The organism is Nocardioides sp. B-3, assembly GCF_024703895.1.
Taxonomy (GTDB): domain Bacteria; phylum Actinomycetota; class Actinomycetes; order Propionibacteriales; family Nocardioidaceae; genus Nocardioides.
In genome coordinates this window covers 1,698,580-1,713,514 of record NZ_CP087968.1, presented here as the reverse complement: position 1 = coordinate 1,713,514, position 14,935 = coordinate 1,698,580, and the positions used below count along the sequence as shown (strand labels likewise).

Genomic DNA, 14,935 nt, shown 5'->3' with positions numbered 1-14,935 from the left:
CAGCCCCCGCCGGGGTGAGGGGTGCCATGGCAGGATCGGTGCGTTGACTTCACCCCACGCGAGAGGCATCACCATGGCGGACCCGAAGGCCACCCTGAAGACCAACCGGGGGTGACATCGTCATCAACCTGTTCCCCAACCACGCTCCCGAGACGGTCGACAACTTCGTCGGTCTCGCCGAGGGCACCAAGGACTACTCGGCCGGCGACCGTTCCGGCCCGTTCTACGACGGCCTCGGTTTCCACCGGGTCATCGAGGGCTTCATGATCCAGGGCGGCTGCCCCCGGGGCACCGGCACCGGCGGTCCGGGCTACACGTTCAAGGACGAGGTCCACCCCGAGCTCGTCTTCGACAAGCCCTACCTCCCGGCCATGGCCAACGCCGGCCCGGGCACCAACGGCTCGCAGTTCTTCATCACCCTCGGCGCCACCTCGTGGCTGAACCGCAAGCACACGATCTTCGGTGAGGTCGCGGACCAGTCCTCGCGCGACGTCGTGGACAAGATCGGTGCCACGCGCACCGGTGCGGGCGACCGTCCGGTCGATGCGGTCGTCATCGAGTCCGTGACGATCGAGCGCTGAACCACCACCCATGAGTGACACGTCCGCGGCCGGTGTGCCGACCTGTTATCGGCACACCGACCGTGAGACGTGGATCCGCTGTCAGCGGTGTGAGCGCCCGATCTGCCCCGACTGCATGCGCGACGCCGCGGTCGGGTTCCAGTGCCCGAGCTGCGTGAGCGAGGGTGCCAAGCAGACGCGCACCGGCCGCACGCCGTACGGCGGACAACGCTCGGCCAATCCCGCGCTCACCTCCATCGTGCTGATCGTCAGCAACGTCGCCGTCTGGCTGGCGATCCCGGCGACCGGCTGGCGCAGCAGCGACCTGATCCGCACCCCGGCACTGACTCCGCTCGGGACCTGCGAGTCGGACCGGGGCGGCTACTACCCCAACCTGACGTCCGTGACGGACTGCCAGTTCTACGCGCAGACCGACGGGCACTGGGTGCCCGGCGTCGCCGACGGCGCGGTCTGGCAGCTCATCACCAGCGCCTTCACCCACGTCGACATCTGGCACATCGGCTTCAACATGCTGGCCCTGTGGGTCCCGGGGCCCCAGCTCGAGCTGGCCATCGGCCGGGCCCGGTTCCCGGCTCTCTACTTCCTCTCGGCGCTCGCCGGCTCGACGATGGTCTACTGGCTGGCCTCCGAGACCGGCGCCACCCTCGGCGCCTCCGGTGCCGTCTTCGGACTGATGGGCGCGCTGCTCGTCATCGCCTTCAAGGTCGGCGGCGACATCCGCAACATCCTGACGTGGATCGGCATCAACGCCGTGATCACCATCGTGGGCTCGTCGTTCATCTCCCGGCAGGCGCACTGGGCGGCCTGCTCGGCGGGATGGCGATCGCGGCCGTGCTCGCCTACTCCCCCGCGAACGAACCGGACGCAGGTCCGAGTCCTCGGTCTGGCCGGCCTCACCGCCGTACTCGCGGTGCTGATCGTGCTCCGCACCGCCGCCCTCGCCTGAGGGTTCCATCGTCCTGTCCCGGTCCGCCACACAGCGGTGCGTGACCCACATTTCGTACGCCGAAAAGGTGGCTGTGCCACCGCCTGTCGGCATGTCCTCGCCGACAGGCTCGGCAGCGGTGAGCCAGCCACCTTCGCGCGCCGGAAAATGTGGTTCACCCACCGCTGGGGAGTGCGTCGGTCATGCACAGGTGTGGACTCACCTGTGGATAACTACAGGCTTGTAATTCATCCACAGCGGCGTCCACAACGGTGGACAAATGCAGACAGCCGCCGGTCCCCGAAGGACCGACGGCTGTCAGGAGATCGAAGCGCTATTCCCAGCGCGTGGCGAAGGTGAAGCCGGCCGCCATGAAGGCGATGCCGACCGCGAGGTTCCACTGGCCCGGGTCGTTGAAGACGGGGAGCTTGCTGAGGTCGTCGGAGAAGACGTAGAAGGTGCAGATCCAGACCGGGCCGACCGGGGAAGCAGCCGAGCATGCCGATCACGACGCCGCGTCCGCGCCTGAGCGGCGTCACCGGGTTGGCCGAGATCATCAGGCCGACCCGGGGAACGCGCCGAAGCCGATGGCGTAGTTCCACAGCCCGAGGTCGGCGATCGCCTTCGGGGTGGCCTTGGGCACCGGGAACACGTCGGGGTCCGGGCGCACGCTGAGGTAGTAGAACGCGATCCACGCGATACCGGCGGCCATCAGCAGCAGTGAGAGCACGAACCTCACCGACACGATCTTCGCCTCGGGCTGGACGTACGTCGCGTTGGACTTGGCCACAACAACACTCCTGCTCAGAAATTGCACAGTGATCATTCGGACTCGGCGGGTCACCCACCGGGGGGTTAGCGTAGTCGGCATGGTCTCGGACTCCGACTCGCGCCCCGCCACCGGCGACGACGGCGCGTCCGGGCGGAAGCGATCGGCGTCGGCGTGGCGGATCGGCACACCCGTGGTGGTGCTGCTGTCGGGTGTGCTGTTCGCGATCAGCTACGACCACAGCGACGGCACCGACCTGCGCGGCGGCCGCTACACCGACTTCGCCTCCGTGGTGAAGGTGCAGCGCGAGGACACCAACGAGCTGACCGCCGAGGTGGCGGCGCTCAACTCCGAGATCGAGGAGCTCAGTGCCAAGGTCGGCGATCGCAGCGTCGACCGGGCCCGGGAGGACGTCGAGATCCTGTCCGACCCCGCCGGGCTGACCCCGCGTGCCGGGCCGGCCGTGAAGGTCACCCTCGACGACGCCTCCGACGAGGTGCTCGCCGACGAGACACGCGACCCGCTCGACGTCGTCGTGCACCAGCAGGACATCCAGGGCCGTGGTCAACGCGATGTGGCGCGCGGGCGCCGAGGCGGTCACCATCCGGGGCCAGCGCCTGATCTCGACGACCGGGATCAAGTGCGACGGCACCTGGGTCAGCCTCCGGGGCGTGCCCTACTACCCGCCCTACGAGATCGTCGGCATCGGCCTGCCCGCGCTGATGCTCGACTCGCTCGACGGCGACAGCTATCTCGACATCTACCGCGAGGCCGTCGCCGATCCGCGCGGTGGAGTGACGTACGCCGCCGAGGTGCTGCCGCACGCGGTCGCTCCCGGCTACGAGGGGCTGCTCGACCTCACCTACGCAACGCCGATGCCCGACGCCTGACGCCTCGGTTTCGACACGGCGCTGGCGCGCCTGCTCAACCAGCGGCTGACGTCAGCGGCGACGCGGCGTCGTCGTCGGCGTCTCCGTCGGCAACGGTGTCTCGGCCGGCGGCGTCGTCGGAGGCGTCTCCGTCGGCAGTGGCGTCTCGGTGGGAAGCGGAGTCTCGACCGGCTCCTCGTAGATCGACACGAAGATGGTGATCGTGTCGCCCCCGGTCGGCGGTGCCGTCGGCGGGGATCTGGTCGACGACCGTGCGCTTGGGCTCGGTGGAGCTGGGGTCCTCGCGCACCTCGACCTCGAAGCCGGCGGCCGTCAGCGTCTTCTCGGCCCGGAACTTCGGCATCCCGATGACGTTGGGCACGGACTTCGGGCCGGCCGAGACGAAGAGCGTGACCGTGGTGCCCTCGGGGACCTGCTGGCCGCTCGCCGGGTCGGAGTCGACGACGGTGTCCTTGGGCTCGTCGGACTCCCCGGTCTCGAACTTCACCCGGAGGTTGTTGCTCTCCAGCACCGTCCGAGCGGCCTCCTTGGGCTGCCCCGGGACATAGGGCACGCCGACCTCGGGCATGCCGAGCGACAGGATGAAGTCGACGGCGCTGCCCGGTTCGACGTAGAGGTCGCGGTTGGGCGTCTGCTCGATCACCACGTCCACGGGCACGGTGTCCGAGGGCTCACGCGACACGGTGCCGACCGAGAGGCCGGCGTCGCGGATGGCCGCGCGGGCCTCGTTCTGCGTCATCCCCACGAGCGCGGGCACCTGCTTCTCCTCGGGGGGCGACTCGAAGAGGCTGGGCAGGATGTAGGCCGCACCGGCGATCACCGGGATCACCGGGGAAGCCGATCAGGAACATCAGCCCGGTCCGGCTGCGTCCGCCGTGCTCGGGCGGTTGCCCCGCGCCGACCGCGGTCATGCCTGTCGCCGTGGCGGTGGTGGGGATGAACTGCGTGGCCGCGGCGGGCGCGACGGCCTCGGTGGGCGCCATCGGCGGCGGGGCCGCCTGGATCGGGTGCCCGGCGAGGTAGCGCTCGATGTCGGCACGCATCGCGGCCGAGCTCTGGTAGCGGTCCTCCACGCGCTTGGCCAGCGACTTGAGCACGATCGCGTCGATCTCGGCGTCGAGCTGGTCGTCGTGGTCCGAGGGCGGAGCGGGGTTCTCGCGCACGTGCTGGTAGGCGACCGCGACCGGGCTGTCGCCGACGAACGGCGGGCGACCGGTGAGCAGCTCGTAGAGCAGGCAACCGGTGGAGTAGACGTCGGACCGGGAGTCGACGGTCTCGCCGCGCGCCTGCTCGGGGGAGAGGTACTGCGCCGTACCGACCACCGCGGCCGTCTGGGTCATCGTCGAGCTGGCGTCGGACACGGCCCGGGCGATGCCGAAGTCCATCACCTTCACGTCACCGGCGGGCGTGAGCATCACGTTGCCGGGCTTGATGTCGCGGTGGATGATCCCGGACCGGTGGCTGTAGTCGAGCGCGGCCAGCACGTCGCTGGTGATCTCGAGGGCGCGCTCGGGCAGGATCTTGCGACCCTCTCGGATGATGTCGCGCAGGGTGCGGCCCTGCACGCGCTCCATCACGATGTAGGGCTGGGCGACGTCGGAGCCGTCGGTCGACATCTCCTCGCCGGTGTCGTAGACCGACACGATCGAGGGGTGGTTGAGCGAGGCCGACGACTGCGCCTCACGTCGGAAGCGAGCCCGGAAGGTCGCGTCACTGGCGAGGTCGGTGCGCAGGCGCTTGACCGCCACGGTCCGGCCGAGGCGGGTGTCGCGGGCCTGTCGCACCTCGGCCATGCCACCGCGTCCCAGCAGCTCGCCGAGCTCGTAGCGGCCGCCGATCAGGGTCGGCTCAGTGCTCATGGTTCGCCTCTCACTGCGTTGCAACTTCCGTCGGGGAGGTCGTCTCGATGGGAGCTTCAGTCGGGGTCTCGGTCGGGGTCTCCGTCGGCGTCGCGGTCTCCGTGGGGGTCTCGGTGGGGGTCTCGGTCGGGGTCTCGGTCGGCGTTTCCGTCGGGGTCTCCGTGGGGACCTCCTTCGGCGCCTTGCCCCAGTAGCTCACCGTCACCCGGTCACCGTTGACCAGCGTGCCGGACGGGTTCACCCCGGCCACGGTTCCCTCGACCTCGTCGCCCGGGTTGTCGAGCTTCTCGCGGCTGACCTTCAGCCCGAGATCCTTCAGCGCCGACTGGACCTCCCCGATCTCGCGGCCGACGTAGTCGTCCTCGTCCACCTCGATGCCGGTCTCGGTCGGCTCGGTCGTCGGGCTCGGCGACTCGGTCTGGCTGCGGTTCTGGCTGGGAGACGGCTGCACGGTGGGGTCGTCGGCCTCGCCGGAGCTGCTCATGATCTGCCAGATGATCAGCGCAGCCGCCACCAGCACCGCGCCGAGCACGAACCACATCGCCGGGTTCGTACGGCGTTGCGCCGGCGCCGCAGCAGGCTGCACCGGCGTCGCGGTGGTCGCGGGGAGCACCCGGGTCTCGGGAGCGGGCTCGGCGACCGGGGAGGGCACGGGCAGCGGGGCAGCCGCCGCGGCGGACGACGGATCACGCAGCGCGGCGCCGAAGGCCGACCCGTCGGCGTACCGCGCCGAAGGGTCCTTGGCCAGCGCCCGGGTGACGACGGCGGCGAGGTCGGCGGGCACCGAGGAGGGAAGCGTGGGCACGGGCTGGCGCAGGTGCGCGACCGCGGTCGCGACGGCGGTGTCGCCGGTGAAGGCGCGCCGACCGGCCGGGCACTCGAAGGCGACGCAGGCCGGGCTGTAGACGTCGGAGGCCGCCGTGGCCCGACCGCCCTCGGCCTGCTCGGGCGAGAGGTAGGCGGGGGTGCCCATCACCTGCCCGGTCTCGGTGATCGCGAGGCCGTCGGCGGCGCGGGCGATGCCGAAGTCGGTGACCTTGATCCGGCGGTCGGGCGTGACGATGAGGTTGCCCGGCTTGACGTCGCGGTGCACGATCCCGGCCGCATGGGCCGCGCCCAGCGCCGACGCCGCCTGCGCCATCAGGTCGCGGGTGACCTCGGCGTCCAGCGGCGCGTCCGGTCGCAGCAGCGCGGAGAGTGGCTGGCCCTCGACGAGCTCCATCACGAGGTAGGGCCGCGGGGTGCCCGAGCCGTCGAGCGCTGCGGCCTCGCCGAAGTCGAAGACGCCGGCGATGCCCGGGTGGTGCAGCGAGGCTGCGTGCTGCGCCTCGCTCTCGAAGCGTCGTCGGAAGGTCGCGTCGTCGGCGTACTCCGCCTTCAGCAGCTTGACCGCCACTGCCCGGCCCGGGGGTGGTGTCCTCGCCGCGCCAGACCTCGCCCATGCCACCGGTCGCGATCCGCGACACGAGGGCGTAGCGGTGCGCGTCGTCGGCGAAGCGTCCGTGCTCCGGAATGCTCACGACCCCATCACCGCCTCCATGATCGCCTTCGCGATCGGGCCGCCGAGGGTGCCGCCCGCGATCTCGTCGCGCGCGGTGTCGCTGGCCTCGACCATCACCGCGACCGCGACCTGCGGGTCGTCGGCCGGGGCGAACGACACGAACCGGGCGTACGGCGGACGCGAGTCCGTCGACTGCGCCGTGCCCGTCTTGCCGGCGACCGAGACGCCCGGGATTGCGGCAACGCCGGCGGTCCCGCTCTCGACCGTGGCCACCATCATGTCGGTGAGCTGGTCGGCGGTGGCGCTCGAGATGGCCCGGGAGTAGGTCGACTCCTCGGTCTTGTCGAGCAACGATGCGTTGGGGGCGCGGACCTCGTCGACGAGGTAGGGGCGCTTGACCTCGCCGCCGTTGGCGATGCCGGCGGCGACCATCGCCATCTGCAGCGGCGAGGCGGTCACGCTGGACTGGCCGATGCCCGACATCGCGGTCTGGGGCTCGTCCATGTCGCGCGGGTAGTTCGACGTGCCCCGGCCGGGCAGGTCCTCGAGCGAGGTCGAGTTGAAGCCGAACGCCTCGGCCTGCTCGGCCATCGCCTCGTTGCCGAGCTCGTTGGCCAGCGTCAGGAAGCTGACGTTGCAGGAGACTGCCGGGGCCCGGGTGAGGGTGATCTTGTTGCCGCCGCAGCTGCCGCCCTGCCAGTTGCCGACCTTCTCGGTCGACTGCGGCAGCTGGAACTCCTTGACGCCGGGGACGAGCGAGTCCTTGTCGTAGTTGCCCGACTCGATCGCGGCCGCCGCGGTGACCAGCTTGAAGGTGGAGCCGGGCGGCAGCGTGGTGCCGATGGCCCGGTTGATCAGCGGCGTGGCCGGGTCGTCCCTCGAGCCGCTCGGACTCGTCCCTGACCTCGCTGAGGTTGTGGGAGGCCATCAGGTTGGGGTCGAAGGTCGGGCTGGAGACCATCGCCGGGATCTTGCCGGTGCTCGGCTCGAGCGCGACGACCGCGCCCTTCGCGTCACCGGGCAGGTTCTGCAGCCCCTCCCACGCGGCGTCCTGCGCGGCCGGGTTGATGGTCAGCTCGACGTTGCCTCCCTGCGGCTCGGTGTTGCTGAGCATGTCGACCGAGCGGGTCACGAACAGCCGCGAGTCGTCGCCGGAGAGCACGTCGTTCTGCGAGCGCTCGATGCCGGTCTGGGAGTAGTAGGAGAAGTAGCCGGTGATCGGGGCGTACTTGAACGGCTGGGAGTAGGTGCGCTGGAACTTGTACTGGTCGTCGGACTCGATGCTGCGCGCCACCGTCTCCTTGCCGACCACGATCGCGCCGCGCTCTGCGGGCGAAGGCGGCGGTGATGACACGGCGGTTCTGGGCATCGGCGGCGAGCTCGTCGGCGCGGAAGTACATCAGGTAGGTCGAGTTGAGCAGCAGCGCCGCGAACAGCAGCAGGCAGAACATCGAGATGGTGCGGATCGGCTTGTTCATCGCAGCTTCACCACCCGGGTCGTCTCGCTGTCCGAGCCGTCCGACACTTCGGTCATCCTCGGGATCGGGCGGCGTGCGTGGTCGGAGATGCGCATGAGGAGCGCGATGATCACCCAGTTGGCGACCAGCGACGACCCGCCGTACGACAGGAAGGGTGTGGTGAGGCCGGTCAGCGGGATCAGGCCGGTCACGCCGCCGATGACCACGAAGACCTGCAGCGCCACGATGCTCGCGAACCCGACGGCCAGCAGCTTGCCGAAGCCGTCGCGCGAGATCAGCGCGATCCGCAGCAGCGCGCTCGACGATCAGCCCGTAGCAGAGGATGACGGCCATCACCGCGGTCAGCCCGAGCTCCTCGCCGATCGTGGACAGGATGAAGTCGGAGTAGGCGAACGGCACCCGCTCGGGGAAGCCGTTGCCGAAGCCGCGACCGATCAGGCCGCCCCAGCCCATGCCGAACATCGCCTCGACGAGCTGCCCGCTGCCGGGCGATGCCTCGTAGTAGTCCATCGGGTGCAGCCAGAAGTTGAAGCGGTTCTGCACGTTGGGCACGAAGGTGTACGCCGCGAGCGCGCCGGCGCCGAACATCAGCCCACCCACGAGCAGCCAGCCCGGGCGCTCCGTCGCGACGTAGAGCATCACCGGGAACAGGCCGAAGAACAGCAGTGAGGAACCGAGGTCGTTCTGCAGGACCGGGATCATCATCGAGACGCCGAACATGGCCGGGATCGGGCCGAGGTCGCGCCCGCGCGGCAGGTCGACGAAGACGACCCGGCGCCCGGCGAGCGCCGGGGCGTCGCGGTGCTGGACGAGATAGCCCGCGAACGCCACCACCAGCAGCACCTTGGCGACCTCGCCCGGCTGGAAGCTGAAACCGGCGACCCGGATCCAGATGTTGGCGCCGTTGATGGGCACACCGATCACCGGCAGGAACGGCAGCAGCAGCAGCACGATCGCCGCCGGGCCCGGAGGTGTAGGTGAGCCGCTGCAGGGAGCGGTGGTCGCAGCAGCAGCGATGGTGGCGATGAAGAGGACGACGCCGAGCGTCATCCAGGTCAGCTGCTGCGTGGCGAAGGTGTGCTGGTCAAGGCCCCGCGCCTCGTAGGTCAGGTCGAGGCGGTGGATCACCGCGAGGCCGAGCCCGTTGAGCGCGGCGACCGGGGGCAGCAGCACCGGATCGGCATAGGGCGCCACGATGCGTACGGCGATGTGCGCTGCCACGACGAGCGCGGCCAGCCATCCGCCGTACGCGACGATGTCGGTGGGGATGGTGCCCTCGACCCCCGGGCCGACCGCGGCATACGCGCCGATGCCGACCACGAGCGCGATCAGCAGGAGGAAGAGCTCGGCGCCCCGGCGCCGCCGGTGCACGAACCCCATCAGGGTGCCGGGCTGGCTCATTCGGGCAGGTCCCGGAGGGCGGCGTAGTTCTCCACCGTGGCGCGGGCCTCGTCGAGGTCGCTGACCTCGATGCCACGGGTGACGTTGAGGGCGTCGTACTCGCTGAGGTTGTCGATCTCGACGTCGCTGCGCTCGTAGGGGTGCGAGATCTCGATGCCGGGGATCTCCGCGTTGAGGCCGCGGAAGATGGTCATCTTGCCGTCCATGACGCCGACGTAGAACTGGCTCTGGCTCCACGACCACGCGAAGGCGAACGCGATCCGGGCCCGGGCCGAGCACGACGCAGCCGGCGAGGGCGCGCTTGAGCCACGTGAAGCGGGCCGGCGGTCGCGGCGCATAGCGAGCGGTCTCGGGGTCGATCGGGTCGGAGGGGATCGCGTGCACGTCGCTGGGCAGGTCGGGCAGCTCGGCCCGGGACCGCGGGGATCTCACCGGTGTCACCCGAGCGGTGGCCGCGGAACACCCGGGCGCGGGTGGCCCCGGTGCTGGCGAGGCGACGCGGCAGGTCGGCGGCGGCACCGACGAGCAGCGGCTCGATGGCGGGCTCGGGCGCGGTCTCGACGACCTCGGCGACGATGCAGGTGACGTTGTCGCTGCTGCCGGCCTCGAGGCTGGCGCGGACCAGCTCGACCGCGGCGAAGTCGGGGGTGCCGCTGCCCGGGATGTCGCCCATCCGGTCGTCGGTCAGGAAGCCGCAGGCGCCGTCGCTGCAGACGAAGAGCCGGTCGCCGACCCGGACGGGGAACTCGAAGAGGTCGGGCTCCTCGTGCCGGATGCCGTCTACGGCCTTGAGGATGAGGTTGCGGTTGGGGTGCGTCCGCGACTGCTCCTCGGTGATCCGGCCCTCGTCGATCAGGCTCTGGACGAAGGTGTGGTCGTGGGTGAGCTGGCGCATCTCGCCGCCACGCAGGAGGTAGGCGCGGCTGTCGCCGAGGTGGCCGACCGCGACCTTGGCGCCGTCGAAGAGCAGCACCGACGCGGTGGTGCTGGTGCCGTTGAGGGCGGGGTCCTCGTCGATGATCTCGGAGATCCGGTCGTTGGCGCGGTGGATGGCGCCGGCGACCCGGCCGAGCATGTCGTCGCTGGGCCGGGTGTCGAGCTTGCGCAGGGCTTGTACGGCGGTCGCGGAGGCGAGGTCGCCGCGAGCCGCACCGCCGACGCCGTCGCAGACGGTCAGCAGCCACGGCCCGGCGTAGCCGGAGTCCCGGTTGTCCTTGCGGATCCGGCCGACGTCCGAGATCGCCGAGAACTGGAGGAAGAGCTGCTCCGGGGTGGCCATCTGCCCTACTTCCGCAGCTCGAGGATGGTCTTGCCGATCCGCACCTGGATGCCCAGAGCCGATGGTGGTGGGCTGGGTGATCCGCACCGTGCCGACGTAGGTGCCGTTGGTGGAGCCGAGGTCCTCGACGAACCACTCGTCGCCGCTGGCCGCCACCCGCGCGTGGCGGGTCGAGACGTAGTCGTCGTCGAGCTTGATCGCTGCGTCGCTGCCGCGACCGATCAGCAGGGGTGCGTCGCTGAGCTCGGCACGGGCGCCGGTGTTGTCGCCCTCGATCACGATCAGGTGGGTCGGCGAACCGCGGCGCTTGGTGGGCGCCTTGGCCTTGCCGCGCGTCGGCGCAGCGCCGCGGGCGGTCTCGGGCACCCGCGCACCGAACATGTCGGAGCGGATCACCGAGACGGCGGAGAGCACGAAGATCCACAGGATCGCGAGGTAGGCGAACCTGATCAGGAACAAGGTCAGCTCGGACACGGCTCAGGCCTCTCCATCGACACGGACCGTCATGGTGGTGCGGCCGATCTTCACCTCGGAGCCGTCGCGCAGGACCGCGCGCCCGACCTTGGTGCCGTTGACGAGCATCCCGTTGGTGGAGCCGAGGTCGACGACCTCGACCTCGTCGCCGTTGACGAGGAACTCGACGTGCTGGCGGCTCACGCCCGGGTCGTTGATCCGCAGGTCGGCCTCGGTGCCGCGGCCGACGACGAGGCCGGGCGCGCGCAGCGGGTGCCGGCTCCCGTTGACCTCGAGGACCGCGCGCGCGGACCGGGTGCGGGTGCGCTGGTCGTTGTCGGTGACCTGCGCCTCGGCCCGGCTGCGGATCCGGAAGCGACCGGTGGTCAGGTCGTCGGCGGTCTCGAAGTTGACCGTCACCGGACCCGTGAAGACATAGCCCTGCGAGTCGGCGTGGTCCTTGAGCTGGTCGATCAGGTCTCGGCCCATCGCGTCGTCGTAGCCGTGCAACCGCTCGAGGTCGACCGCCGACAGCTCGACGTGGAACGTGTTGGGCACCGAGGCGCCGGTCACGACTGAGGATCTGGGCGTTGTTGTCGCACTCGCGTTGCAGGGCGGCGGCGATCTCGACGGGTTGGACGGCGCTGCGGAAGGCGCGCGCGAAGGCACCGGAGATGAGCTGCTCCAGCTTGTGCTCGAAGCGTTGCAGGCCGTTCACGTCCAGCGCCTCCTCTCTGTCGTCAGGGGTGTGGTTCAGGGGGTGTTCGGGGGCGCACCTCATCAACCGCCACAGTGGTCGCGCGGTCGTGCAGGTGTCGCCGATCGTACTGGCCACGCCGTCGCCCGCCGCTCCGGGCGGGCGGCGCGCCCCCGACGGCGTTGCCCGAGCGGGCCGTCCGATTGGGAGCGACCCGACCCCGTGGGATAACCTGTCCCCCGCTTCTTGCGCGAGTGGCGGAACGGCAGACGCGCTGGCTTCAGGTGCCAGTGTCCGAAAGGGCGTGGGGGTTCAAATCCCCCTCGCGCACACACGAACGAAGGCCCCGGTCACCCGGGGCCTTCGCTCATTTCAGTTGCTCACTCCCGGGTGAAGTCCGGGATCGCGCTCACGTCGAGCGCGGACCAGCGCCCGCGCTTGCGGTAGGGCTTGAGGCAACCGCCCCCGGGCGCCCCGGGCTCGGAGGCCAGCGAGGTCGCCCGCTTCGTACGTCGAGTGGTAGCCCGTCTCCGACGGCGGACGGTCACCCGGGTGCATGACCCGGATGTTGTCCGCGAAGTGCTCGAGCCCGGAACGCGTGGCCGAGCTCGTGGACCAGCACCAGCCCCATCGGCTCGTTGGCCGGGTCGTCGTACGTGAACGGGTAGCTGGCGGCGTACGCCATGTTCATCGTGACGCCGGGCTGCTTGATCTCGAGGATCGGCTTGTTGTTGGACTTGCGGCGCGCGGCCTTGAGCTTGCCGGGGCCGCCGAGGCCGACGGCCTGCACGAGGTCGGGGTAGTCGTTCTGGTGCGACCACGCGATCACCATGTCCGTCCCCTTCTGGTAGGGCTGGCGCGAGGCGGGCACCGACGTCGTCGTGCCGACGTACTTCGTCTTGAACCCCGTGGCCCGTTCGAGCAGCTCGACGGCCGTCTGGGTGAAGGCGATCGCGCCCTCACCGGCGTAGCCGGGGTTGACGCGGTACTTGATCGTCTTGCAGGGGTTCCACTGGAAGTTGACGCCCTTGTAGCTCATCCGCAGGTAGGACGAGGACGAGCCGCGCGGCGTCCACGGCGTCGCGATCTTGAACTTCTTGGTCTTGAAGACCAAGGCCCGGTCGCGGCGGGTCTTCGGCGCGACGACGCGCAGCTTGTGGGCGCCGTACCAGTCGAGGCTGCCGGTGATCTTGAACTTGCCCTTGCGCTTGGTCTTCGCCTTGTCGATGGTGTGCCAGCCGTCGGCCCACTTGACCTGCAGCTGCACCCGGCGGTGCTTGCGGCCGCTGACCTTGCCCTTGATCGCGTAGCCCTGCGTGCCGGCCACCCACGAGGTGGTGCCGTAGCTGACCTTGTCCTGGCCCTTCTCGGGCTTCGCCTCGGCCGGCGAGCCGACCGGGCTGGTGAGCACGAGGCTCAGCATCGCGACGATGGCCAGCGTGCTGATGCGCTTGCGGTGAGTCATGGATCCCCCATGTGTTGTCGGATTCCACAGGCTTGTGCCACCGGGCTCCGTTGCGCAAACCCCGGGTGCGGATACTGGGCGTCATGTCCAGCACCGTCGACACCGTCCGTGCCCCCGACCCGGTGCCGAGGTCCTCGCCGAGCCGTTGCGATCACGATGGAGCCCGAGCGTGTACGACGACGCGCACACGCTCACCCGTGCCGAGATCGACCAGCTGCTGCACGCGGCCCAGTGGGCGCCCTCGGCCGGCAACTCTCAGCCGTGGGTGTTCTTCGTCTGCGAGCGTGGAACGGCGAACCACGAACGGCTGGTCGCGCACTTGAGCCGTGGCAACGCCGGCTGGGTGCCGCGCGCGTCGGTCGTCTTCCTCACCGCCGCCCACGTGAGCACCGGCGCCGACGAGGACGCGCCGGCCTACAGCGACTACGCGCTCTACGACGTCGGCCGGGCGGCCGCCCACCCTCACGCTGCAGGCGCGGGCAATGGGGCTGCACTCGCACCAGTTCGCCGGGTTCGACCACGAGGCCCTCGCGGAAGACCTCGAGCTGCCGGCGACGCACGTGCTGCTCACCGGCATCGCGGTCGGCGTTCCCGGTGACCCGGCCGACGTCGACGAGCGGACCGCCGAGCGCGACCACCGGGTGCGGGAGCGGGTCGGGCTCGACCAGTCGTCGCGCGCGTCGGCACCTGGGCCGAACCGTGGCCGGCGTGAGGGTCTCCCGCTCCAGCTGGGCGCTGATCGCGGTGATGGTCGTGCTCGTCAACATGCCGCTCGTGGACTCGACGTGGACGCGCGCATCGGTCGAGCGCAACGGCGTCGACGTGGTCGCCGAGGTGACCGAGACGCGCAACCCGGGCACGGTCGACGAGCCGAGCTGGTGGCTGGCCTACCGGCTGCCTGCGGAGCTCGACTCCGAGCAGCAGGCGTGGCCTGCGGAGGTCGACGCATCGGCGTACGACAAGGCGGCGGAGACCGGCACGGTCCCCGTGCGCGTGCTCGAGGGCAAGCCGGAGGCCGCGATCGTCGAGGGGCAGGTGTCGCACCGCTCGGGCCTGTACATCACGCTGGTGCTCGACGCGCTGCTCCTCGCGCTGTTCTGGCTGCTGTGGCGACGATCCCGGGCAATCCGGGAGACGCCCGACGACGAAGGACTCACATGACGACGACGATCCACGACTTCTCCGCGCCCGCGATCGACGGGACCGACACCGACCTTGCGGCGTACAAGGGTCAGGTGGTGCTCGTGGTGAACACCGCCTCCAAGTGCGGTTTCACCCCGCAGTACAAGGGCCTGCAGGAGCTGCAGGACAAGTACGGCGACGACGGGTTCACCGTCCCGGGCTTCCCGTGCGACCAGTTCGGCCACCGGGAGCCGGCCGCCGAGGACGAGATCGCGGCGTTCTGCGAGCGCAACTTCGGCGTCGACTTCCCGCTGTTCGCCAAGGTCGACGTCAACGGCAAGGGCGCGCACCCGCTCTACAAGTGGCTGCGCAAGCAGAAGGGCGGCCTGCTCGGCGGCCGGATCAACTGGAACTTCACCAAGTTCCTGATCGGGCGCGACGGCGAGGTCATCTCCCGGCACTCGCCGACCACCGAGCCGGCCAAGCTGGCCGACGAGATCGAGAAGGCCCTGTAG

General features: G+C 70.3%; 13 protein-coding genes, 1 tRNA gene and 7 pseudogenes. 7 read left to right on the top strand and 14 right to left on the bottom strand.

What is annotated here, in order from left to right:
- Positions 1-73 precede the first annotated feature (73 nt).
- A pseudogene (locus LP418_RS11310) lies at positions 74-581 on the top strand (peptidylprolyl isomerase).
- A gap of 10 nt (positions 582-591) precedes the next feature.
- Positions 592-1,527, top strand: coding sequence for a rhomboid family protein (locus LP418_RS11305; RefSeq protein ID WP_257956339.1), 936 nt, complete (start codon positions 592-594; stop codon positions 1,525-1,527).
- 313 nt (positions 1,528-1,840) lie between these two features.
- On the opposite strand, the pseudogene LP418_RS11300 reads toward LP418_RS11305, so the two are convergent.
- From LP418_RS11300 to LP418_RS11290, 3 genes and pseudogenes are all read right to left on the bottom strand, one after another.
- Positions 1,841-1,975, bottom strand: a pseudogene (locus LP418_RS11300) (cell division protein CrgA); the annotation flags it as partial.
- Between the two features lie 87 nt (positions 1,976-2,062).
- Positions 2,063-2,296, bottom strand: a complete 234-nt coding sequence (locus LP418_RS11295) for a cell division protein CrgA (RefSeq protein ID WP_257956338.1) — start codon at positions 2,294-2,296, stop codon at positions 2,063-2,065.
- A 249-nt stretch (positions 2,297-2,545) separates the two neighbouring features.
- Entirely contained in the window at positions 2,546-2,749 is a 204-nt protein-coding gene (locus tag LP418_RS11290; protein ID WP_257956337.1) for a hypothetical protein, read from the bottom strand.
- A gap of 74 nt (positions 2,750-2,823) precedes the next feature.
- Here LP418_RS11290 and LP418_RS11285 point away from each other — a divergent pair.
- Positions 2,824-3,165, top strand: a pseudogene (locus tag LP418_RS11285) (DUF881 domain-containing protein); the annotation flags it as partial.
- A gap of 34 nt (positions 3,166-3,199) precedes the next feature.
- On the opposite strand, the pseudogene pknB reads toward LP418_RS11285, so the two are convergent.
- The 9 genes and pseudogenes from pknB to LP418_RS30770 all read right to left on the bottom strand — a co-directional run.
- A pseudogene (gene pknB / locus LP418_RS33160) lies at positions 3,200-5,024 on the bottom strand (Stk1 family PASTA domain-containing Ser/Thr kinase).
- A gap of 10 nt (positions 5,025-5,034) precedes the next feature.
- A complete protein-coding gene (locus LP418_RS11270) occupies positions 5,035-6,420 on the bottom strand; it encodes a protein kinase domain-containing protein (RefSeq protein WP_257956335.1) in 1,386 nt (461 codons plus the stop codon).
- A gap of 120 nt (positions 6,421-6,540) precedes the next feature.
- A complete protein-coding gene (locus tag LP418_RS11265; RefSeq protein WP_257956999.1) occupies positions 6,541-7,356 on the bottom strand; it encodes a penicillin-binding transpeptidase domain-containing protein in 816 nt (271 codons plus the stop codon).
- 307 nt (positions 7,357-7,663) lie between these two features.
- Positions 7,664-7,894, bottom strand: a pseudogene (locus LP418_RS33155) (hypothetical protein); the annotation flags it as partial.
- 460 nt (positions 7,895-8,354) lie between these two features.
- Positions 8,355-9,383 (bottom strand): annotated as a pseudogene (locus LP418_RS11255) (FtsW/RodA/SpoVE family cell cycle protein); the annotation flags it as partial.
- A gap of 17 nt (positions 9,384-9,400) precedes the next feature.
- Positions 9,401-9,610, bottom strand: a complete 210-nt coding sequence (locus LP418_RS11250; RefSeq protein WP_257956334.1) for a hypothetical protein — start codon at positions 9,608-9,610, stop codon at positions 9,401-9,403.
- Positions 9,595-11,157, bottom strand: a complete 1,563-nt coding sequence (locus LP418_RS11245; protein ID WP_257956333.1) for an FHA domain-containing protein FhaB/FipA — start codon at positions 11,155-11,157, stop codon at positions 9,595-9,597. The genes LP418_RS11250 and LP418_RS11245 overlap by 16 nt, the downstream gene beginning before the upstream one ends.
- Before the next feature lie 3 nt (positions 11,158-11,160).
- On the bottom strand, positions 11,161-11,709 hold the full coding sequence (locus LP418_RS11240; RefSeq protein ID WP_336275968.1) for an FhaA domain-containing protein: 549 nt from the start codon (positions 11,707-11,709) through the stop codon (positions 11,161-11,163).
- A 52-nt stretch (positions 11,710-11,761) separates the two neighbouring features.
- A pseudogene (locus LP418_RS30770) lies at positions 11,762-11,917 on the bottom strand (FhaA domain-containing protein); the annotation flags it as partial.
- A gap of 163 nt (positions 11,918-12,080) precedes the next feature.
- Here LP418_RS30770 and LP418_RS11235 point away from each other — a divergent pair.
- Positions 12,081-12,164, top strand: a tRNA-Leu gene (locus LP418_RS11235).
- A gap of 41 nt (positions 12,165-12,205) precedes the next feature.
- Here LP418_RS11235 and LP418_RS11230 read toward each other — a convergent pair.
- Together LP418_RS11230 and LP418_RS11225 are read right to left on the bottom strand one after the other, a co-directional pair.
- The gene (locus LP418_RS11230) at positions 12,206-12,391 is read right to left on the bottom strand and encodes a hypothetical protein (protein WP_257956332.1); all 186 of its coding nucleotides are present in this window, start codon (positions 12,389-12,391) and stop codon (positions 12,206-12,208) included.
- Entirely contained in the window at positions 12,378-13,298 is a 921-nt protein-coding gene (locus LP418_RS11225; RefSeq protein ID WP_257956331.1) for a hypothetical protein, read from the bottom strand. Before LP418_RS11225 ends, LP418_RS11230 begins: the two co-directional genes overlap by 14 nt.
- Here LP418_RS11225 and LP418_RS11220 point away from each other — a divergent pair.
- From LP418_RS11220 to LP418_RS11210, 3 genes are all read left to right on the top strand, one after another.
- Entirely contained in the window at positions 13,297-13,896 is a 600-nt protein-coding gene (locus tag LP418_RS11220) for a nitroreductase family protein (protein ID WP_442940165.1), read from the top strand. The two genes, LP418_RS11225 and LP418_RS11220, sit on opposite strands and share 2 nt — an antisense overlap.
- A gap of 110 nt (positions 13,897-14,006) precedes the next feature.
- A complete protein-coding gene (locus tag LP418_RS11215) occupies positions 14,007-14,459 on the top strand; it encodes a hypothetical protein (RefSeq protein WP_257956329.1) in 453 nt (150 codons plus the stop codon).
- The gene (locus LP418_RS11210; protein WP_257956328.1) at positions 14,456-14,935 is read left to right on the top strand and encodes a glutathione peroxidase; all 480 of its coding nucleotides are present in this window, start codon (positions 14,456-14,458) and stop codon (positions 14,933-14,935) included. The genes LP418_RS11215 and LP418_RS11210 overlap by 4 nt, the downstream gene beginning before the upstream one ends.